This window comes from Vibrio nereis NBRC 15637 (assembly GCF_001591105.1).
Taxonomy (GTDB): domain Bacteria; phylum Pseudomonadota; class Gammaproteobacteria; order Enterobacterales; family Vibrionaceae; genus Vibrio; species Vibrio nereis.
In genome coordinates, this window is sequence record NZ_BCUD01000001.1 from 410,874 (window position 1) to 431,629 (window position 20,756).

The following is a 20,756-nucleotide window of genomic DNA, read 5'->3' on the forward strand; positions in this document are numbered from 1 at the left end:
GTCGGCCGCAATTCTGCATAAAAATCTGCATCTACATATAGATCTAAATCACGAATTGGGTTGGTGCTTTACATGATATTGCAAAAATATGTGTATTGTCACGAAAATGACGTGCTACGGGCGAGCTTTAATAATGGTTTTGATTAGATTTTCTAATTTTATGGCAACAAAATTAGAACTTTTTCACAATGTGAATGGTTTTTATTGAGTTAATTGAAATCAACTGGTGTTTTTTAAAGCCATAAAAGAAGCTGGTTATCTATACAAAACGTGCTTCTGGAGTGCTTGAATGATCTGTGCTGTCATTCCCCAAATAAAGTGATTTTGGTAGGAAAGCCCAAAAACTCGGTGCGTATAGTTACCAAACTTAAATTGTTGGCTATGCAACTGGGCTTGATCAAATACGACCCGAGCGGGAACCTCAAAGACTTCGTCCACTTCATTAGTGTCGATGGTGGTGACATACCCGTCATCAACGAACGCAAGAAAAGGTGTGACGCTAAATCGACTAATCGTGACGAGTTCTGGCATTTGACCAAAGATAGAAATCTCCTGTCGCTCGATACCAATCTCTTCAAAGGTTTCACGTAAAGCTGTATCGGCTAAATCGATGTCTTCAGATTCGTATTTCCCGCCTGGGAAACTAATCTGGCCGGGATGATGCCTTAAATGTTTTGCTCGGCGGGTAAAAATAACATTGAGCTCTTGGCCTCTCTCTACAAACCCTATTAACACGGAGGCTTTGCGTAGGGAGTATGACTCGAGGTGTTCAACGCGCTTCATCGAGTCTTTGTGGTAACCCACAGTTTGATGAAGCTGAAAATTCTGAATAAGCTGGCTTTTATTGAATTCCGGTACCACATTAACTCCATAACTGACTGTAAAATAAGGCAAGTTCTTTTTCTTTTTTAAATATTTATACAGTAATCATAGTTCAATTTGCCAGAACTCGATTCGCGCTTTATTTAAGTTATATATTTTTTTGTGTTAGTGGGGGAGTGATTAGCCGAGCGTTGCGTTAGTCTTAAGCAGCCAGAGAGACGGATGATGAAAGGCGCCATGGCATCTTGAGTATCATGTCATAACGCCTCTATATTATTATTCGATTATTATTCGAACGGGAGTCATTCGAACAGGAGTCGAAGTTAGTTTTCTAGAACAGGGAGAATCCGGCTCAGTTTGTCCAAGGTTTCTTGGTATTCGGCATCGCATTGACTGTCTGCAACCAGCCCGCCACCAGCCCAAACATACAGGTGGTTGCTTTCTGCAACCAAGGTGCGAATCGTGATGCTGGTATCCATACGACCATGACGGCTGATGTACCCGATACTGCCGCAATATGCGTTGCGTCGGTGAGGCTCCAGTTCTTCGATGATTTCCATTGCACGAATCTTGGGTGCGCCAGTGATCGAGCCTCCGGGGAAGCTTGCTCTTAATAAGTCGGCTGGGCTGTATTGATCATCAAGTTCAGCGCGGATGGTGCTTACCAAATGGTGCACGGCAGGGAAGCTTTCGATATCGAATAATTTTGGGACGTGGACAGTGCCTGGTTTAGCGACTCGGCCGATATCATTGCGTAGTAAATCGACAATCATTAAGTTTTCTGCCTGGTCTTTTTCAGCGTTAGCTAAATCGTTAGCTGCCGCATTATCCTCTGCTGAGTTTTCGTATCTTGGTCTGGTGCCTTTGATCGGTTTGGTTTCTATTACTCGGTCTTTGGTTTCAAGAAAACGTTCAGGAGACACACTGATAATCGCGCCTTGCTGAGTACGAATGAACGCAGAAAATGGACCCTGATTTACCGATTCCAGTTTTTGATATGCTTGCCACTCGCTGCCTGTGTAAGCGGCGTTAAATCGCTGTGCAAGGTTAATTTGATAACAGTCTCCGGAGCGCAGGTATTCTTGCACCTGTGCAAATTTGTCACTGTAGCTCTCTTTGGTCATGTTCGACTGCCAGTGACCGATAAGCTCGAAGGTATCGCCCGATTTAGGAGATTGCTCACGCAACCACTGATAGCGCTCCTCGACATGGTGACCAACAACATAGGCAGCACTTTCTTTGTGATCAATGATGATAGCCCAATCGAACAAACCAACTGTCATGTCTGGCGTTGATAAATCGTGTTCAGCGATTTCTGGTAGCTGTTCAACTCTGCGGCCTAGGTCGTAAGAAAAGTAACCTAACGCTCCACCAATAAACGGCAGTTCCCCTTCGTAGATATATTCTGGTAGCCATTGCTGTTGCTGTTGCTGAAGCAACGTAAAAGGGTCGGATTCTGAGTTAAACGTTGCCTGAGGATTGACGACCGAAGTGGTGTTGCCGATGGTTGTCAATGTGGCAAGTGGGCTCGTCACTAAAATATCGAAACGGCTGTCGATGTGATTGGGTGAAGCCGAACGTAACAACATCGCCCAGGGCATGTGCTCAATACGGCTGAAGAGTTGCTGAGCAAGGTCAGTATGGTACTTAATCGTTTTGATTTCTAAGCTATTTGGCGCGTTGTTATTCATTTGTGTAATTTGTGACAAAGAGTTCGATCGCTGAATGGTAACAGAGGGAAAGCAAGAGTATCATATTGCGAACCAAAGCCGCTAGACGACGTTAAACAATAAAAATAGCGTAGTTTGTTTTCCTCACACGCTAAATAAGCAAACGTTTTTGTCGCGGATATAAAAGGAAGCATAACTATAACGAGGCATGCAATGACGGTAATTCGTAAGCAAGATGTGATCAGCAGTGTTGCTGACGCACTTCAGTACATCTCCTACTACCACCCTTTAGATTTTGTTCAAGCTCTGGAAAAGGCCTACCACAAGGAAGAGAGCCAAGCAGCAAAAGACGCAATCGCTCAAATCCTAATTAACTCGCGCATGTCTGCCGAAGGCCATCGCCCAATTTGTCAGGACACCGGTATCGTAACCTGCTTTGTGAACGTCGGTATGGGTGTTCAGTGGGACTCTACAGATATGACGGTTCAGCAGATGGTCGACGAAGGTGTCCGCCAAGCTTATACAAATCCAGATAATCCGCTACGTGCGTCAGTTCTTATGGACCCAGCAGGTAAGCGAATCAACACCAAAGATAACACGCCAGCCGTTGTGCACATCAACATGGTTCCGGGCGATAAAGTTGAAATTCAGATCGCGGCGAAAGGCGGCGGTAGTGAAAACAAAACTAAGATGGTGATGCTTAACCCATCGGACGACATCGCTGAATGGGTAGAGAAGACGCTACCTACGATGGGGGCAGGCTGGTGTCCACCGGGTATGCTAGGTATCGGTATCGGTGGTACGGCTGAAAAAGCAGCGGTACTGGCTAAAGAATCTTTGATGGAACACATCGACATTCAAGAGCTTATCGAGCGTGGCCCACAAAACGCAGAAGAAGAACTGCGCCTAGATATCTTCAACCGCGTTAACAAACTGGGTATTGGTGCGCAAGGTCTTGGTGGCTTGACGACAGTTGTTGATGTGAAAATCAAAACGGCACCAACACACGCAGCTTCTAAGCCAGTGTGCTTGATTCCAAACTGTGCCGCGACTCGTCACGTACACTTCACGCTGGATGGTACTGGCCCTGCGGATCTAACACCACCAAAATTGGAAGAGTGGCCAGATATCACTTGGGAAGCGGGTGAAAATACACGTCGTGTCAACCTAGATACAGTAACCAAAGAAGAAGTGGAGCAGTGGAAAACAGGCGAAACTGTTCTTCTTTCAGGTAAGATCCTGACTGGTCGTGACGCGGCACACAAACGCATCCAAACTATGTTGCAAAATGGCGAGGGGCTACCTGAAGGCGTCGATTTTAAAGGTAAGTTTATCTACTACGTGGGCCCAGTTGACGCGGTGGGTGATGAAGCTGTTGGCCCTGCAGGTCCGACAACGTCCACACGTATGGATAAGTTCACCGACATGATGTTAGATGAAACTGGCATCATGGGTATGATCGGTAAAGCGGAGCGTGGTCCTGCAACCGTAGAGTCAATTAAGAATCACAAAGCGGTTTACCTAATGGCTGTAGGTGGTGCGGCTTATCTAGTTGCAAAAGCAATCAAGAAAGCGCGTGTTGTCGCATTCGAAGATTTAGGTATGGAAGCCATTTACGAGTTTGAAGTCGAGGATATGCCAGTGACGGTAGCTGTTGACTCAAATGGCGTAAATGCTCACCAAATGGGCCCAGATACTTGGAAAGTTAAAATCCAAGAGATGGAAGAACAGCTTTAAGCGCTCATAAGAGTGTGAGAAACTGCTGATTTAATTGGCAAACATTTGACAAAGGTGCGCTTCAGTCGCACCTTTAGTTTATATATTCTAATTTTTTATAATGTCAGGAGCGCTCATGCCTCGTTTTGTTCAAATCCTGCAACTGATCATACTCGCAGTGGTCGGTGCTTTTGTCGGTTACGACCTTATTCTTCACGGCATCAGTATTTTTGATGAAAAGTATGTCACCATCACGTTGGTTCTTGCCCTGCTGGTTGAGATCGCACTTTTCGTTATCTATAAGTTAATTGAAGACGACTAGGCAAGGCCCAGTTTGTAACCTTGAAGCCCTTGATTTTTATCAGGGGCTTTTTTGTTCATCTAAGATTAAGATTATATTCATTAGCATGTTCAGTAACTTAAAAATGAAGAGATTGTGAATGAAGAAAATTACACAAGAAGTGAACGACTTTATTAACCGTAGTATGGACTCACATGTCAGAATTGCGGTAACAGGGCTTTCTCGAGCAGGTAAAACCGCCTTCATAAGCTCTTTAGTGAATCAACTTCTTCACACTTCAACACACGATAACTTGCCACTATTAGCAGCCGCTCGCGATAAACGCGTCATCGGGGCCAAGCGTGAACCGCAATCAAACATGATGGTGCCTCGTTTCGCTTATGACGAAGCGATGGAACATATTGACTCTGAGCCGCCTAAATGGCCCGAGCCTACTCGAGATGTCAGTGAAATTCGTTTGGCACTGAAATACAAACCGAACAAAAAAACCAAAAAGCTCTTGAGCAGTAGCTCGACATTGCATATCGATATTATCGACTATCCAGGTGAGTGGTTGCTCGATTTACCCTTGCTGGACATGAGTTTTCAAGAATGGTCAATGACTCAGTTTTCCGCATTGAAAGGCAAACGCAAAGTGTTGGCTGAAAACTGGTTAGACGCCTTAAACCAACTTGACTTGAAGGGCGAACTGAACGAAAAACTGTTGGCTGAAATTGCTGATAGCTACACGCGCTATTTGTACGCCTGTAAAGAGGAAGGCCTGCACTGGGTTCAACCTGGACGGTTTGTATTACCAGGAGAGCTAGAAGGTGCGCCAGTTTTGCAGTTTTTCCCATGTCGATTCAATGCTGATGAAAAAGTAACAAAAGGATCGAATCTGGCGATGCTCAAAGCAAGATACGAAGAGTATCAACAGAAAGTGGTGAAAGCTTTCTATAAACATCATTTTTCTACTTTTGATCGCCAGATTGTATTAGTCGACTGCTTACAACCACTTAACGCAGGCCATGAATCTTTCCATGATATGAGAGATGCGCTAGAGCAGATCATGCACAGCTTCCGTTATGGTCGTAGCAATGTACTCAAGCGTTTGTTTGCACCACGTATCGATAAAGTGTTGTTTGCGGCAACCAAGGCAGACCATGTGACGCCAGAACAACACTCCAATCTCGTCTCACTTCTTCAGCAGATGGTGCATCCGGCATGGCAAAGTGCCTCTTATGAGAACATAGAGATGAGTTGTATGAGCATTGCGTCAATACAAGCGACTCAAACCGGGTTTATTAGCCAGGGAGAGCACTCTGTCCCTGCCATTCAAGGCGTAACAATGGATGAGCAGCCGATGACAGTGTTTCCGGGTGAAGTCCCTAGGAAGCTGCCTAATCAATCTTACTGGGACGAGCAAGGGTTTGAGTTTACTGCCTTTAGGCCACAGGTGTTTTCACAAGATGATCCTTTGCCGCATATCCGGATGGATAAAGCGCTCGATTACTTAATTGGAGATAAGCTGAAATGAGTAAAGAAACAGACTCTCCCCTCAAGAAGAAACAAGTTTTTGAACAAGGTTTCACTCAAGAAAAAGAGCAACCTAAGGAAGTTAATTTAGGCGCACACATTCAGTTTTCTGAAGCTGAGAAATTCGTACCCGCACAAATTGAATCCGTTGAGCAGGAATCTGGAGATGAACACCTGCTAGACGAGGTGATACGTCCCAGAAAGGGCCCTAAATGGTTAGCCAGTGGTCTACTGACTGCCTTTGCGGGCTTAGTTGGTTGGCAATCGATAGATACGGTTATTACCGCTATACAAAGCTCTGATTGGTTGTCACTAGGTTGGGCTGCTTTTGTTACGACTATTGCTGGGTTAGGGATTAGCGCGATTGGTCGCGAGATCTGGAAACTTAGAAAGTTACGTCGTCACTTTAGTGTGCAAGAGAAAAGTGAAGAACTCATGCTTGAGGACAGCGTCGGCAAAGGGAAGTCGTTTTGTGAATTTCTTGCTAAGCAAAGCGGGGTGAAGCAAGAGTCACTTAGCTATGACCGTTGGATAAACAGTATTAATTCTTCACACAGTGACGCTGAAATACTCGATATGTATGATGCGATGGTGGTGGCAGAGCAAGATAAGATCGCAACAAAAATTGTTTCTCAACATGCCACTGAATCGGCTGCGTTGGTGGCGATAAGCCCGCTTGCCGTTGCGGACATGCTGCTGGTGGCGTGGCGCAACTTCAAAATGATCGACAGCCTAGCCCATGTCTATGGTGTGGAACTTGGTTACTGGTCGCGTTTAAAGCTGTTTAAAGCTACCTTAATAAATATGGCAGCGGCTGGAGCGAGTGAACTTGCTATTGATGCAAGCATGGATTTGATGTCTATGGACCTTGCTGGCAAGGTATCTGCGCGCGCAGGACAAGGTTTAGGTGTCGGAATATTAACCGCACGCTTAGGCTTAAAAGCAATGTCACTCTTGCGACCGATTCCTTGGCATCAGGACCGCAAAGTAAAACTGGGTACAATTCGTAAACGGATAGTTGAAAAATTAGCCGCAATAACAATTAAATAGCGCTATTGTGAAGCAAGTATGACTCAGTCTGCTTGACGAGGATCTAGGCTTAAGGGAAACTACTGTCAACTTTTCGTGACACCTCAAGTTAGGGATTCATACGTGCGTCTAGAAGTTTTTTGTGAAGACAGACTGGGTCTGACTCGTGAGCTGCTCGATATTCTCGCTACTAAAAATATCGATTTACGCGGTATTGAAATTGATATAACGGGCATTATCTATTTGAACTGCCCAGATATCGATTTTGATACCTTTAGCGAACTCATGGCTGAGATACGTAGAATCTCAGGCGTGAACGATGTGCGTAAAATTCAATTTATGCCAATGGAGAGGCATAATACCGAGCTTATCTCGTTACTCAATAGCCTGCCCGAACCAGTGTTGTCTATCGACCTAAAAGGTCACGTAGACATGGCAAACCATTCAGCGCTAAGTCTATTTAATTGTGAAGAAGAGGCCATGTTTGGTCATCCAATCGCTTCGTTTCTGCCAAATTTTAATTTCTCTAAGTGGGCAGAGGGCAGCATCACTCGCTACAGAGACAACATCGTGATTAACGGCTTAGATTACACACTTGAAATCATGCCAGTTTACATCACAGATGAATCCAACGAATCCATTCTGGCTAGCGCCGTTGTAATGATTCGTTCTGCTCAAGAAAAACGTCTCTTCGATGATACTTTGCCTCTTCACAACAATTTAGGCTTCGAACACTTTGTTGGTGTCTCTAACAGACATAAAGCGCTGATGGGACAAGCGAAGAAGCTTTCTATGCTTGATCAACCGCTGCTGATTCAAGGTGAAACGGGAACAGGCAAAGAGATGTTGGCGCGTGCCTGTCACAATCGTTCTCACCGTGCAAGTCATCCATTTTTGATTTTGAGCTGCGCATCCATGCCCGATGATGTGGCTGAAACGGAGCTATTTGGTCATGCGCCCGGTTCGTTTAACCATGAACAAGGGCACAAAGGTATTTTCGAACAGGCAAATGGTGGCACTGTCCTGCTCGATGAAATAGGGGAGATGAGCCCGCACCTGCAAATTAAACTGCTGCGTTTGTTACAAGATGGCACCTTCCGCCGTGTAGGGGCAGAAGACGAAATGCACGTCGATGTTCGAGTAATTGCATCTACCCGACATAACCTAGCGGATCTTGCTGAGTCAGGATCTTTCCGTGAGGATCTTTTCTACCGACTCAACGTACTGACACTAACGATCCCATCTCTGCGTGATCGACCAAATGACATTGCACCGCTGCTGGATCTATTCATTTCTAAGTATGTGAAACAACTAGGGGTCAATAAGCCTTCGTTAGATGAAAGCCTGCTGGACCAATTAGCCGCGTATCAATGGCCAGGGAACATGCGTCAGCTTGAAAACATGGTACTAAGAGCCCTGACAGAGTTAGAAGGTAATGAACTGACTGCAGATTTATTTCATCTGCCTCAACTGGAATCATCAGAGTCAGCACTACCAAGCATTAACTTGGATGGCTCACTTGATGAGATTATGAAAGAGTATGAATCACAAGTGCTTGAGCGTCTTTATCAATCATTCCCTTCAAGCCGCAAACTGGCGAAGCGTCTGAATGTGTCGCACACATCGGTAGCAAATAAACTACGTGAATATGGGATCAGAAAAAACTAAATGGAAAGAGTGAGCACACCTCAGCGAGTGTTTGAACAGGATGAGGACATCATCCTACGCACTGCTGAACCTATGGATGGGAAACTGATCTCAGATTATTTCATTGCCAATAGAGAACACTTACGCGAGTGGGAGCCTGTTCGAGAAGAAGCATTCTTCACTGAGTCAGGTTGGACGCAAAAGCTGATCAAGCTGAATGAATTACACAAAATGGGCTTGGGCTACTACATGATTATAACTGAAAGTGAAACAGGCCAGATGCTTGGCACTATTTCCTTCAGTAATATTTCTCGTTTTCCATTTTATGCCTGTAATGTCGGCTACTCTCTTGGCAAAGAGGCTCAGGGTAGAGGAGTAATGACCCGTGCGCTTCAAATGGCCGTCAACTATATGTTCTCAATACAAAACCTTCACCGTATTATGGCAGGCTACATGCCGCGTAATAAGAGAAGTGAGGCAGTGTTGCATCGGGTGGGATTTGTCAAAGAAGGGTTTGCCAAAGACTACTTGCTGATCAATGGTCGATGGGAAGATCATAATTTAACATCACTCATTAATGAAAACTGGAAAGGGAAATAGCATGAGCCGCTTGGAACAACAACTATCTTTATTGATCGAACTGGATCAATTGAAATCCGTACTAAGACGAACGCGTGTAAAAAGTGCAGAAGGGCGTTTAGAAAATAGTGCAGAGCATAGTTGGCATGTTGCGCTCATGGCGATTCTTATGGAAGAACATGCAAATGAGCCCGTTGACATTGCACGTGTCGTTAAAATGCTCTTACTGCACGATATTGTAGAAATCGACGCTGGTGATACGTTTGTATATGACACAGCAGCTTCAAAAGTTCAGGAAGAAAAAGAACTTGAAGCAGCAAAGCGGCTGTTTGGTATGCTTCCTGATGATCAAGGAAAAGCACTGTTTGAGCTATGGCTTGAGTTTGAAGCTGCACAATCGGCGGATGCTAAGTTTGCAAAAGCGTTGGATCGTCTAATCCCAATGCTCTTAAACTATCATAATAATGGTCAGAGCTGGTGTGAGCACGGTGTCACTCGCGAGCAAGCGCTGACGATCAACCAAAAAATTGAATACGGCTCCGAAGCACTGTGGGAAAAAGCACAGCATGTTATCGAAGACGCTACAGAAAAAGGCTGGCTCAAGGCTTGATAGCCAGTATCAACGAGGAAAATGAATGTCGTATCTAACTTTGGATCAATACCAAAGAAAATGGATTTTTACTCATCAATCAATGCCAGTTCCTGAAGAAGATCTGGCAACGATTAAGCCAATGGATCAGGCAAGAGCCGCGCAGTTGTGGAAAGAGAACATCAGCGCACAAAGCCCAGATGCCGATCGTTTAAGTTCTAGTGATTGGCCATCGAAAGAGTCAAACTGGAAAGAAACGGTTGACTGGATGGCGGCTTGGGAAAGCGATGAGCAACCTCTTCCCGAAGAAGTACTGGATTTTTTTGATTGGCAAGATGACGTAACTGTTTATTTTTGCTATGAAAAATACAACATCTTAGAAACCAAGTGGTCAACCTTTAAAAAGCATTGGAAGAACTTTCTGTTCTATGATGACGGTCCAATTGTAATTGGCCGCAGGCGCTCAGAAGCGTTGTGGTTTGACTCCAAGGGTAACGTTAAGTTGGGTTACCGAAAATAATGATGAGCAGGCTACGCCTGCTTTTTGTTTTATGGAGTCGGCGCTAATACGATCATTAGAGTGATCATTTAAATGATCAAAAAAGATCCAAGATCCTTTGTGTTTGTAAAGCCTAACTAGCTGAATAAATTGTGATTCTAAACGCACTTTTAACATTACTTTTTGCGTGGATTATGTAATTTGTTATCATTTTTTGGACAAAAGTACGCCGAACGGTTATTTGTTTTAGTTTAACGAGGTTGCAAGGAAAGTCGTGGATATAAATAAAACACAGCTGCGAAAAGACTTTTATGCCCAGATTAGCAGTCTGCAGGCTTATACGTTGCCGCAAACAAAACCGACACTTTCTTTGTTAACAGAAGAAGAGCTACAAGAGCTTGAAGCAATGTGGATAGCACATTCCGTTTGGAAAACTAAGCAAAACCACTAAGCTATATACCTAATCAATTGTAAAAAACCTCAGGATGGCAAATCTCTGAGGTTTTTTATTGTCATAAAACCAAAATGTTATATTATAACAATTGTGAACTAGCCATTGATTTCTCAGGTTTGAGTCCCCATAGTTAGTCACAGAAACGGTATCTTTAAGATAGAAACTAATAAAGACGTAGATTCAAGTGAGTAGGGATATGGCGGAAGTAAGAGCCAGAGTAAATTTCAAAGTTGGCAATAACAGTGACATTGACGCAGAAATTCTCTCTTTTAGAGGGCTAAAAACCGATAAAGAGCATGTTGCAGTTATTTTTCAACAAGCTGATAAAACCCAATCTACCCCATTGGTACGCATGCATTCTGAGTGTCTTACTGGTGACGTATTTCATTCATCGAGATGTGATTGTGGCGAACAGTTAGATGAAACCATCAACTTTATGGCGACATCAGGGGGAATTATTTTATATCTGCGTCAAGAAGGGCGCGGTATAGGTTTGTACAATAAGATTGATGCTTATGAGCTACAAAGCCAAGGTATGAATACTTATGAAGCGAATAACCACCTAGGTTTTGGCGATGATCTAAGAGACTTCACGGAAGCTGCGCAGATGCTGAATGCGTTGAATGTTAAAAAGATTCGTCTCGTTACCAATAACCCTAAAAAAGTACGTGAGCTTAAAGAACACGGAATTGAAATTGAGTGTGTTGTCAATACTTCCGCGCACTTAAAAGATGGTAACGAGGGTTACCTAAAAGCAAAAGTCTCACATGGTAAACACGATTTAAAGCTTTAAACACTTATGTAACCTATGTTGATAAAGGCCTCACTTATGTGAGGCTTTTTTGTTTCCTGCTTGCAAAAAAAATGTAAGTTTGTATTATCTGCGTTTGATAGTGCAAATGAGAATAATTAGCACTAATGTTTGAAAGTAAGAATTAAGCTCAACAAGGATGCCTTTAATGACCGTTAAATCTCTGTTCGCACCATCTATGGTGGCTTCTATGGTGCTTGCCAGCACATCAGTATTTGCTGGAAACGTAACACAAGACCAAGTAGTGGAACATTATGCGGATATTGCTCATGCCGTATTCTCTGATTCCGTGACAACAGCGAAATCACTTGAACAATCCATCGAATCTTTCCTCGCAGCGCCATCTGCTCAAGGGCTAGAGCAAGTAAAACAAGCGTGGCTGGAATCTCGCGTACCTTACCAACAGTCTGAAGTATTCCGTTTTGGTAACGCGATTGTTGATGATTGGGAAGGCCAACTAAACGCATGGCCATTGGATGAAGGCTTGATTGATTATGTTGCCACAGATTATCAATATGAACTGGGTAACGAAGGGGCTAACGCGAATATCGTTGCTAACAAACAGTTAAAAATCGGTGCAGCGACAATCAACGTAGAGCAGTTAACACCTAAAGCGATTGCAGATCTGAACGAGATAGGTGGTTCAGAAGCGAACGTTGCCTCTGGTTATCACGCGATTGAGTTCCTTCTTTGGGGCCAAGATTTAAATGGCACAAACGCGGGTGCAGGTGAACGTGCTTACACTGATTTCGTGGTGGGTGAAGCGTGTACTAACGGTAACTGTGATCGTCGTGGTGAGTACCTGAAAGCAGCGGCTGAACTTCTTATTCAAGATTTAGAATGGATGGAAAAACAGTGGTCTGCTGATATCAAAGGCAACTACCGTGAAGAGTTGGTCAATGGCTCTGCGGAAAATGGCTTGCGTAAAATGCTGTTTGGTATGGGTTCACTATCTCTTGGTGAATTGGCGGGCGAGCGTATGAAAGTGGCCTTAGAAGCCAACTCGACTGAAGACGAGCACGACTGCTTCTCAGACAACACGCATAACTCTCACTACTACAACGAGCAGGGCATTTACAACGTTTACACGGGTATCTACAAGCGTCAGGACGGCTCGCTACTTTCCGGACCAAGCATGAATGATCTTGTGGCTCAAAAAGACAAGCAAGCAGCGAAAGAGATCCAAAAACAGTTCGATATTACACGTTCTCAGGTAGGCCAGTTGGTTACTTCTGCTGAAAAGAGCGGTCAGTTCTTCGATCAACTTATTGCTTCTGGCAACGTGAAAGGTAACGCGTTAGTGAATGAAACGATCATGTCTCTTGTCGCACAGACGGCGTCAATTGAGCGTGCTGCGAAGATCGTTGGTATTTCTAGTCTAAACCCAGACACAGCTGATCACGAATTCTAATCAATTCTTAAATTTTATAAGGGCTCTATGATGAGCCCTTTTGCTGTTTTTATGCCCTTACTTTTGTTGAGAGTTTTTCTTATTTAGGTAAGGCTTTGTTAAGAGCGATAAAATGAATCTGTATATAAAATCCTCTCTGACCGCGTTAGCTTTTTTGAGTGCTTCTGCACTGGCCTATGATGTGAAATCTGGTGGTGATACGTCAGTTAAAAAAGATGGTGCTAACGCATACTCATTGCCCGCAGGCAATCTACCCATGACCAAAAGGCTGGACTTCAGTGTTGGCAACAGTTTTTTCCGTAACCCGTGGATCCAAGCACCAGCAACTACCGATGCAAGAGATGGATTAGGTCCACTGTTCAACACGAACGGGTGTCAAAACTGTCATATAAAAGATGGGCGTGGCCATCCACCGGAAGAGAATGACTTGCACGCAGTTTCAATGCTAGTGCGCTTAAGCATTCCGGCTATGACTCCAGAGCAAAAGAAAGCGTACATCAAAGACGGCGTGATCCCGGAACCAACCTACGGTGGTCAATTACAAGACTTTGCACTTCAAGATCAAACGCCAGAAGGCCAAATTAAAATCACTTATACCGATGTCCCCGTTAAGTTTACCGACGGAACGGAAGTGATGCTTCGTAAGCCGAACCTCGAAATAACCGATCTTGGTTATGGAAAAATGCACCCTGATACTCAGCTGTCTGCCCGTGTCGCGCCACCAATGATTGGATTAGGTTTATTGGAAAGCATTTCTGACGAAACACTGAACTCATGGGCTGACGAGCATGACGCGGATGGCGATGGCATCTCGGGTAAAACAAACCGAGTGTGGGATGTAGAGAAAAATGACTTTGCGATCGGACGTTTTGGTTGGAAAGCAGGGCAACCGACACTTATGCAGCAAAACGCCGCGGCCTTTAATGGTGATGTTGGTTTAACCAGTAACTTGTTCCCGAATGAAAACTGCACAGCGAATCAAACGATATGTAAAGATTTACCTAACGGCGGCAGTCCAGAAGTGAGTGATAAAATTTTGGATTTCGTTGAATTTTACTCTCAGCACTTAGCCGTACCGATTCGTCGTAATGTCGATGATGCTGAAGTGAAACACGGACAAAAGCTTTTTGCGAATTCAGGCTGTGAAAGTTGCCATAAAACCAACGTGAAAACGGCGAAGAGAGAAGCATTACCCGCGCTTTCAGAGCAGACCATTCATCCATATACGGATATGTTATTACACGATATGGGAGAGGGACTCGCGGACAACAGACCAGAATATCTAGCCAATGGTCGCGAATGGCGTACAGCGCCACTTTGGGGGATTGGTTATACGCAAGAGGTAAATGGTCACACCTATTTCCTACATGACGGACGCGCACGAAACTTAATGGAAGCCGTACTTTGGCACGGTGGTGAAGCGGAAGCAGCCAAACAAAATGTGCTTAAGTTTAATCAAAAAGAACGTGATGCACTGATCGCATTCTTAAATTCGTTGTAAGGGATCAGGATGAACAAGATCACGATATCTATTCTCGCGGCAATCGGCTTATTTGGTTGCCAGTCGAATGATGGCGATCGCAGTCAGGCAGAGCAAACGTCGCATGCGAGCCAAGGCGTTTACGAAGTGGAGTTTGCATCGTCACGTGCATTCTCGCTTCAGACCCACCAGTTGAACCAGGCATTTTCTTCGTTTTGTACAAACGATTCATCCATTGAAGAGCTTCAGAATCAATGGCAAACAGCAATGCTGACATGGATGGCACTGCAAGGCCAAGAGCGCGGCCCTGAAATGGCGCTAGAGCAGAGTTGGAATGTTCAGTTCTGGCCCGATAAGAAAAATACCACTGGCCGAAAAATGGCGATGTTGACTCGGGCAGAAAAGGTTTGGAGCGCGGATGATATCTCAAAGCAGAGTGTGACAGTACAGGGGTTGGGAGCGATCGAATGGCTCCTTTACGATGCAGCGTCCGATTTGAGTACAGATTCCCACGTTTGTCAGACAGGTATCGCGATTACAGAAAACTTGCATCGAAATGCTGAGAAAATCGCTTTTGCTTGGCAAGAAAACCCTTGGAAGTCACTGGATGAGAAAGCGTGGACATCAGAGTACATTGCACTTTTGTCCAACCAGCTTGATTACAGTATGAAAAAGCTAAGCCGCCCATTGGCGAACTTCGGCCAGCCACGTCCTTACTTTGCTGAATCATGGCGTTCAAAGGCGTCAATGCACAACCTCAAAGCAAACATAGAGGCGATGCAGTCTCTGTATTTTGCCCAGGGGAATGGATTGGATAGTCTTTTGAGAGCACGAGGAAAGTCTTCACTGGCGGATTCCATCAAGAATCAATTCGAGATGACGTTGACCACTTGGCCGACAGAACAAAGCTTGTTTGATTTGCTGCAGACAAAAGAGGGATACCGCTTGGCGTATTCACAATTTAATAAGCTCGAACAACTTAAATATCTTATCCATGAAGAAGTCGCGGTCGAGTTGGGTGTCGTCATAGGATTCAATGCAACAGATGGTGACTGATAACACAAGACGCTCTTTGCTAAAGGCGGCAATGTTTGGCATTACCGCGCCCGTTCTTCCAATGGGTTGTGCGTCTATAAAAAATACACACTCACCAGCACTGATCGGGTGCTCAATTAAAGGTCGAGATAAATTTGCAGTCGTTGTGGCTGATGAGCTAGGTCGCCCAATCAGAGAGGTCGCATTACCAGAGCGTGGCCATGGCGTCGCAATAAACCCAAATGTTCACCAAGCGGTTGCTTTTGCAAGGCGACCAGGAACATTTATGGTTGTATTCGACTACCTATCAGGGGAAATGGTTAAAGCCATGCCCGCGTCGACTCATCGCCACTATTATGGTCACGGCGTGTATTCGAATGATGGCCAGTGGCTTTATGCAACTGAGGGTGAACGCGGTACCAGTAGAGGGATCATCGGAGTTTATGATGTACTAGCAGGTTATAAAAAAGTCGCAGAGTTTACAGGTTTTGGCTTAGGTCCACATGAAGTGATTGCCATGCCGGATGATTCTATCGTGATCGGAGTCGGTGGTGTTCATACGAATGGCAGAGAGCCGCTCAACATTGCGACTATGAGGCCCAGCTTAAGCTACCTCAATATGGATGGTGAGCTTATGGAGCAGCATTCGTTGCCTGACAATCACCTAAGTATTCGGCATTTAGCCCATGACGGTGATAAGACCGTACTTTGTGGCCAGCAGTATCGCGGTGAGCCTGACGAGTATCCTTCATTATTGGCGATGCACACACGTGGTGGTCAGTTAGTACCATTTAAAGCAGAACCAGAAGAGTGGGCGCGCTTTAATCACTACATTGCGAGTATTGCAGCGACTGACGAATGGATCTTGGCGACATCGCCACGCGGTAATTGCTATGGCATATGGTCGAAGAAAACTCAGAAATTAGTTGAGCTTGCTTCACTTCCTGATGCATCGGGTGTTGTAGCTAGAGATGGTGAATTCAGAGTCAGCTCTGGAATAGGGCGAGTGATCACTCAGCACTCACCAAGCAGGAAAAGCACAATACATTCAGGCATCCAATGGGACAACCATTGGTCGGCTATTTATACATAAAATATGAGCCAAGGTGCATTTTAATTGGTTTCTTAAAAACAAGTCACGCTGACGTCATCGTTCTCTGCCATACTTTGTTAAAAAGGAATTAAAAGGACAACAATGATGTGGAATTGGAGAACGTGGCTACTAACGGTGTGCTTGTTGCCAGTGTCTGGGTGGGCATCAGAATATTTTGAACAACTCGGCTGGATTGCACCTGACAGTAAACTCACGACTTTAATTAACTATCAGCCTGAACTTGAGCAGCTTTACCAAAGGAATGGTAACCAACTTATTTGGTTCGATTTACAACAGGGGAGCAGTTTAGAGTTTCAATTAGAAGTTATTCAGCGTGCTGGCTTTAGCCCTTTGTTCGCGCGTCAGTTGAGTTATCTGCAATATTACAGAAAAAGTAATCGTTGGTATGAATATGACCTTCTCGCCACGGATACGTTACTTCTTTACCTAAACTACGCAGAAAAGGCCAAAACAGAAGGTAAGGATTGGTTTTTTGGTAAGAAACTGAAACACCCAGTTCGACCAGTATTGGACAGTAGTTTGCTTGCCTTGGAAAGAGCGATAAGTAGTCATCAACTGGCAAGTATTATCGAGACATACACGCCTGATTCTTCCGATTATAAGCAGTTAATAGAAAGCTATTTGGCTCTGATTAAGTTTCAAAAGCTTGAACGACCTTTGTATACACAGGATGGCTTAAAGAGAGAAGGGGATACCCTCGAAAACAGAGATATCCTGTTGTCTAGAATGGACATTGTTGATGTGGATCTGGGTGAGGTGCGTCGAGATATTACCTGGTATGACGATACCCTTGAATCTGCCGTTAAACAGTTCCAACGTTTACATGGTTTGACGCCCGATGGTGTGATAGGGCCTAAAACAATCAAGTGGTTAAACTTACCGATTGATAAGCGATTAGGTCAGCTAGCACTGAATGCGGAGCGTGCGCGCTACTGGCCCGAAAATAGAGACACCATCATCGTGGTCAACCTCCCAAGCTACGATATGAAGTATTGGTTCGATGGAAAAGAAGTATTTGAATCTAAAGTCGTCGTGGGGAAAAAAGCCCGTCCTACGCCAGTGATGGTGACCAATTTAAACGCGCTGATTCTGAACCCGACTTGGAATGTACCATGGAAGATCATGGTGGAAGATATTATTCCTAAAGTGAAAAATGACCCTATGTACTTATATAAGCAGAATATAGAGATCTTACCGAAATGGGGTTCATCGGAACGAATCGATCCAACAGAGATTGATTGGGCAAGTGTGAAGCCGAAAGCCTTTCCTTACCGCATGACTCAGCGCTCGGGATATCGTAATGCGCTGGGTTTATACAAATTCAACACACCAAATAATCGCGCTATTTATTTACACGATACGCCGAGTAAAAGCTTGTTCCGCCGAGAGCAACGCGCATTTAGTTCTGGTTGTATTCGCGTAGAGAATGCCGATGTGTTTGCCAATAGGCTACTTTCCTCACAAGGTATTTCGACGAATAAAGTCGCTGAGGCCAACGACCAGTCAAATAAGGCGATCCCTTTACGCAAAAGAGTCCCCGTGCATATCATCTATCAAACTGCTTGGTTTGAAGGCGGCAAAACCCACTATAGGGAAGATATTTACCGCTTAGACTCTTTGAGCCATTCGAAAGGTTAATCTTCGCGAAAAATGACATACTCGGTGCCAAACGATTTTTATCAGCTTGTTCAATAGGTAAGCAAAAAATTTGTGCTTAGTATGTCATTTGTGCACGTTTTATGCATTTGCACTTCATATAAGAGTTAAGTAAGGTGTCGCGTTAACACCTTTTTGATAACGAATTGTGAAGGCATTGAGCAGTGAATTATTCTCGTAGAGACTTTCTTAAATTGACGGGCAGTGGGCTTGTTGTCGCAAGCTGTGCGCCAAGTGTGGCTTTGGCCTCTTACCCAGATCTTCGCCGCGAGCTAGCATTAAATAACATCAATACAGGTGAAGCACTCGAAACATGTTACTTCGATGGTCAGAAATACGTGAAACAAGAGTTGTCGCGTATCGATCATTTGTGCCGTGATTATCGTCGAGATGAAGTTCACCCTATGGACAAACACCTATTTGACCAAATCTCTTTGATCCAATCAGAGCTAGGGGTAGAAGCTGAAGTCTTAGTCATTTCAGGTTACCGCTCACCTGCCACTAACGAATCGTTACGATCAAAATCCAGTGGCGTTGCCAAGAAAAGCTACCATATGCTTGGTCAGGCCATCGACTTTCGTTTAGACGGCGTTTCTCTTAAAACACTGCGCGATGCCGCGATCAGTCTTAAAGCTGGTGGTGTTGGATACTATCCTCGCAGTAACTTTATTCATATCGATACGGGTCCTGTTCGCTACTGGTCTTAATGATTCGGTTGTGTAGATTAGGACATAGTCGAATGCGTTAAGCTGGTTAAACACGAGGTTGTCAAAGGCTTTGGCAAATGTCATAGTTCTGCCAGTTATGATTGTTATGAAGGTCTATTTATGTCATTGAAGTATCAAGTTGTTCCAGTCACTGCATTTTCGCAAAACTGCTCTATTGTATGGTGCGATGAAACCATGGAAGGGGTTGTGGTTGACCCGGGTGGTGATGTAAAACAGCTTGCGATGATCATCAAAGAACTCGGTGTTAAAGTGGTGAATTTAGTACTTACTCATGGGCACCTCGATCACGTGGGTGGGACAGAGCCTTTAGCAGCTGAGTTAGGTGGTGTCGATATTGTGGGCCCACATAAAGACGATAACTTCTGGTTACAAGGTCTAGAAAATCAAAGCCAAATGTTTGGTTTTCCACTGACTAAAGCCTTTGAGCCGACTAAATGGCTAGAAGAAGGAGATCAGGTTCACTTTGGCAATCAGGTATTGGATGTGATCCATACACCAGGCCACACTCCAGGCCACGTGATACTGTTTAGCCAAGAAGCCAAGCTCGCGTTTGTTGGTGATGTTCTGTTTAATGGCTCGATTGGTCGTACGGACTTTCCGAAAGGGGACTTTGATACCTTAATCCACTCAATTAAAAGCAAACTGTGGCCACTAGGTAAAGAGGTTCGATTTGTACCAGGACACGGTCCTGAGTCCACATTTGGCCATGAGCGCGCATCAAACCCATTCGTGGCGGATGAAATGCCTCTGTACTAATCCAGTTCGGATAAAACGTTTGAAATGGTCGCTAATGCGGCCATTTTTCGTTTACGGATTTAAGATTTATTCCGGTTCAGCAGCGGCTAAGTACCTTCTGGTTAGGCCGACAAACTCTTCTGGGGAGCGGTCTAAATCATGAGTCGATATAAAGATGTCATACCCATAATACCGCCTTTGGTATTTCATGCGGTTGGCGAGCATTGCTTGCAGACCATAATACACCTCTCCATTTGAACTTCTGTAGGGTTTAGCATCGAGCACAATGTCTTCAAATTGAATCTCCTTTTGGTGCTGCTTGGCGCCTAAGTAGAGTAGGGCTCGTTGGCTTAGTAACAACTCTGTCGCGATTCGGGGACAGATACTTGAAAGGTATGGTGTGTAGTGTTTCAGTTTTATTCCTATCCACGGTAAAGGAGTTTGCCAGCCATCTTGGTCATACTGGCAGATACCGATTTCACTGATGTTGCTCCATTTCACCACCCAGCCTCCTTTGAATAGATGTTGCTGGAAGTGGAATGGGGTTAACGTATAGCAAACCGTCGCTTTTTTTATCATCAGATAACCAAACCCCAGGACGGATAAAACAGTAATGGTGGTCAAAAGAGATTGTTGCCAGCCCGGAGAAAAAATAAATAGAAACAATAGAACAATCACAAGCATCCCCATCATCAACTTGATGATGGGAGAGTTTAGGTTTAGTGGCTGATTACTTAAGTGGAGTGTTTGCATATCTCGCTCTCTATTAATAATAGTCAAACCTCTGTTTATTTATTCAGTACTCTAAGAATTGAACTTCGTTTGCCTGATTAAATTGTAGTCTGATAACGGCATATCGCGCATTTTTGCCCGATTAAGCTGCCCATGCCCTGTAAATGGCTGCAAAATTTTGGTATAAATCGCGCTTCAAATTTTCACCACTGCTCCGTATGCAGTGAAATGGA

Annotated in this window: 20 protein-coding genes; 17 read left to right on the forward strand and 3 right to left on the reverse strand. The window is 44.4% G+C overall.

Annotated features, from left to right (window positions below):
* Window positions 1-255: 255 nt before the first annotated feature.
* Window positions 256-861 carry a CoA pyrophosphatase gene (locus VNE01S_RS01795; RefSeq protein ID WP_053395559.1) on the reverse strand — a complete coding sequence of 202 codons (606 nt, stop codon included), beginning with the start codon at window positions 859-861 and terminating at the stop codon, window positions 256-258.
* A gap of 284 nt (window positions 862-1,145) precedes the next feature.
* Window positions 1,146-2,531 carry an aminodeoxychorismate synthase component 1 gene (pabB, locus tag VNE01S_RS01800; RefSeq protein WP_082331679.1) on the reverse strand — a complete coding sequence of 462 codons (1,386 nt, stop codon included), beginning with the start codon at window positions 2,529-2,531 and terminating at the stop codon, window positions 1,146-1,148.
* 174 nt (window positions 2,532-2,705) lie between these two features.
* Here pabB and VNE01S_RS01805 point away from each other — a divergent pair, with 174 nt between their 5' ends.
* The 17 genes from VNE01S_RS01805 to VNE01S_RS01880 all read left to right on the forward strand — a co-directional run bounded on the left by VNE01S_RS01805 (window position 2,706) and on the right by VNE01S_RS01880 (window position 19,812).
* On the forward strand, window positions 2,706-4,229 hold the full coding sequence (locus VNE01S_RS01805) for a fumarate hydratase (protein WP_053395557.1): 1,524 nt from the start codon (window positions 2,706-2,708) through the stop codon (window positions 4,227-4,229).
* Between the two features lie 115 nt (window positions 4,230-4,344).
* A complete protein-coding gene (locus VNE01S_RS01810) occupies window positions 4,345-4,530 on the forward strand; it encodes a hypothetical protein (protein WP_053395556.1) in 186 nt (61 codons plus the stop codon).
* Between the two features lie 118 nt (window positions 4,531-4,648).
* On the forward strand, window positions 4,649-6,025 hold the full coding sequence (locus VNE01S_RS01815; protein WP_053395555.1) for a YcjX family GTP-binding protein: 1,377 nt from the start codon (window positions 4,649-4,651) through the stop codon (window positions 6,023-6,025).
* Window positions 6,022-7,074: a YcjF family protein gene (locus VNE01S_RS01820; protein WP_053395554.1), complete on the forward strand. Its 1,053-nt coding sequence runs from the start codon at window positions 6,022-6,024 to the stop codon at window positions 7,072-7,074. The genes VNE01S_RS01815 and VNE01S_RS01820 overlap by 4 nt, the downstream gene beginning before the upstream one ends.
* 102 nt (window positions 7,075-7,176) lie before the next feature.
* A complete protein-coding gene (tyrR, locus tag VNE01S_RS01825; protein ID WP_053395553.1) occupies window positions 7,177-8,721 on the forward strand; it encodes a transcriptional regulator TyrR in 1,545 nt (514 codons plus the stop codon).
* Window positions 8,722-9,300, forward strand: a complete 579-nt coding sequence (gene rimJ, locus VNE01S_RS01830) for a ribosomal protein S5-alanine N-acetyltransferase (RefSeq protein WP_053395552.1) — start codon at window positions 8,722-8,724, stop codon at window positions 9,298-9,300.
* A gap of 1 nt (window position 9,301) precedes the next feature.
* On the forward strand, window positions 9,302-9,889 hold the full coding sequence (locus VNE01S_RS01835; protein ID WP_053395551.1) for an HD domain-containing protein: 588 nt from the start codon (window positions 9,302-9,304) through the stop codon (window positions 9,887-9,889).
* Window positions 9,890-9,914: 25 nt separating this feature from the next.
* Window positions 9,915-10,388 (forward strand): DUF2947 domain-containing protein, encoded by a 474-nt coding sequence (locus VNE01S_RS01840; RefSeq protein WP_053395550.1) that lies wholly within the window; start codon window positions 9,915-9,917, stop codon window positions 10,386-10,388.
* Window positions 10,389-10,641: 253 nt separating this feature from the next.
* Window positions 10,642-10,818: a hypothetical protein gene (locus tag VNE01S_RS19410; RefSeq protein ID WP_053395549.1), complete on the forward strand. Its 177-nt coding sequence runs from the start codon at window positions 10,642-10,644 to the stop codon at window positions 10,816-10,818.
* Between the two features lie 199 nt (window positions 10,819-11,017).
* On the forward strand, window positions 11,018-11,614 hold the full coding sequence (locus tag VNE01S_RS01845) for a GTP cyclohydrolase II (RefSeq protein WP_053395548.1): 597 nt from the start codon (window positions 11,018-11,020) through the stop codon (window positions 11,612-11,614).
* Window positions 11,615-11,780: 166 nt separating this feature from the next.
* Window positions 11,781-13,043: an imelysin family protein gene (locus tag VNE01S_RS01850; RefSeq protein ID WP_053395547.1), complete on the forward strand. Its 1,263-nt coding sequence runs from the start codon at window positions 11,781-11,783 to the stop codon at window positions 13,041-13,043.
* Between the two features lie 112 nt (window positions 13,044-13,155).
* Window positions 13,156-14,544, forward strand: coding sequence for a di-heme oxidoreductase family protein (locus VNE01S_RS01855; RefSeq protein WP_053395546.1), 1,389 nt, complete (start codon window positions 13,156-13,158; stop codon window positions 14,542-14,544).
* A 3-nt stretch (window positions 14,545-14,547) separates the two neighbouring features.
* Window positions 14,548-15,579, forward strand: a complete 1,032-nt coding sequence (locus VNE01S_RS01860) for an imelysin family protein (protein WP_373278524.1) — start codon at window positions 14,548-14,550, stop codon at window positions 15,577-15,579.
* A complete protein-coding gene (locus VNE01S_RS01865) occupies window positions 15,560-16,651 on the forward strand; it encodes a DUF1513 domain-containing protein (RefSeq protein ID WP_174522322.1) in 1,092 nt (363 codons plus the stop codon). The genes VNE01S_RS01860 and VNE01S_RS01865 overlap by 20 nt, the downstream gene beginning before the upstream one ends.
* Window positions 16,652-16,756: 105 nt before the next feature.
* A complete protein-coding gene (locus tag VNE01S_RS01870; protein ID WP_053395544.1) occupies window positions 16,757-18,310 on the forward strand; it encodes a L,D-transpeptidase family protein in 1,554 nt (517 codons plus the stop codon).
* 182 nt (window positions 18,311-18,492) lie between these two features.
* Entirely contained in the window at window positions 18,493-19,035 is a 543-nt protein-coding gene (gene mepK / locus VNE01S_RS01875; protein ID WP_053395543.1) for a peptidoglycan L,D-endopeptidase MepK, read from the forward strand.
* 120 nt (window positions 19,036-19,155) lie between these two features.
* Entirely contained in the window at window positions 19,156-19,812 is a 657-nt protein-coding gene (locus VNE01S_RS01880; RefSeq protein WP_053395542.1) for an MBL fold metallo-hydrolase, read from the forward strand.
* 66 nt (window positions 19,813-19,878) lie between these two features.
* Here VNE01S_RS01880 and VNE01S_RS01885 read toward each other — a convergent pair whose 3' ends face one another.
* Window positions 19,879-20,544: a DUF2982 domain-containing protein gene (locus VNE01S_RS01885; protein ID WP_053395541.1), complete on the reverse strand. Its 666-nt coding sequence runs from the start codon at window positions 20,542-20,544 to the stop codon at window positions 19,879-19,881.
* Between the last annotated feature and the right edge of the window lie 212 nt (window positions 20,545-20,756).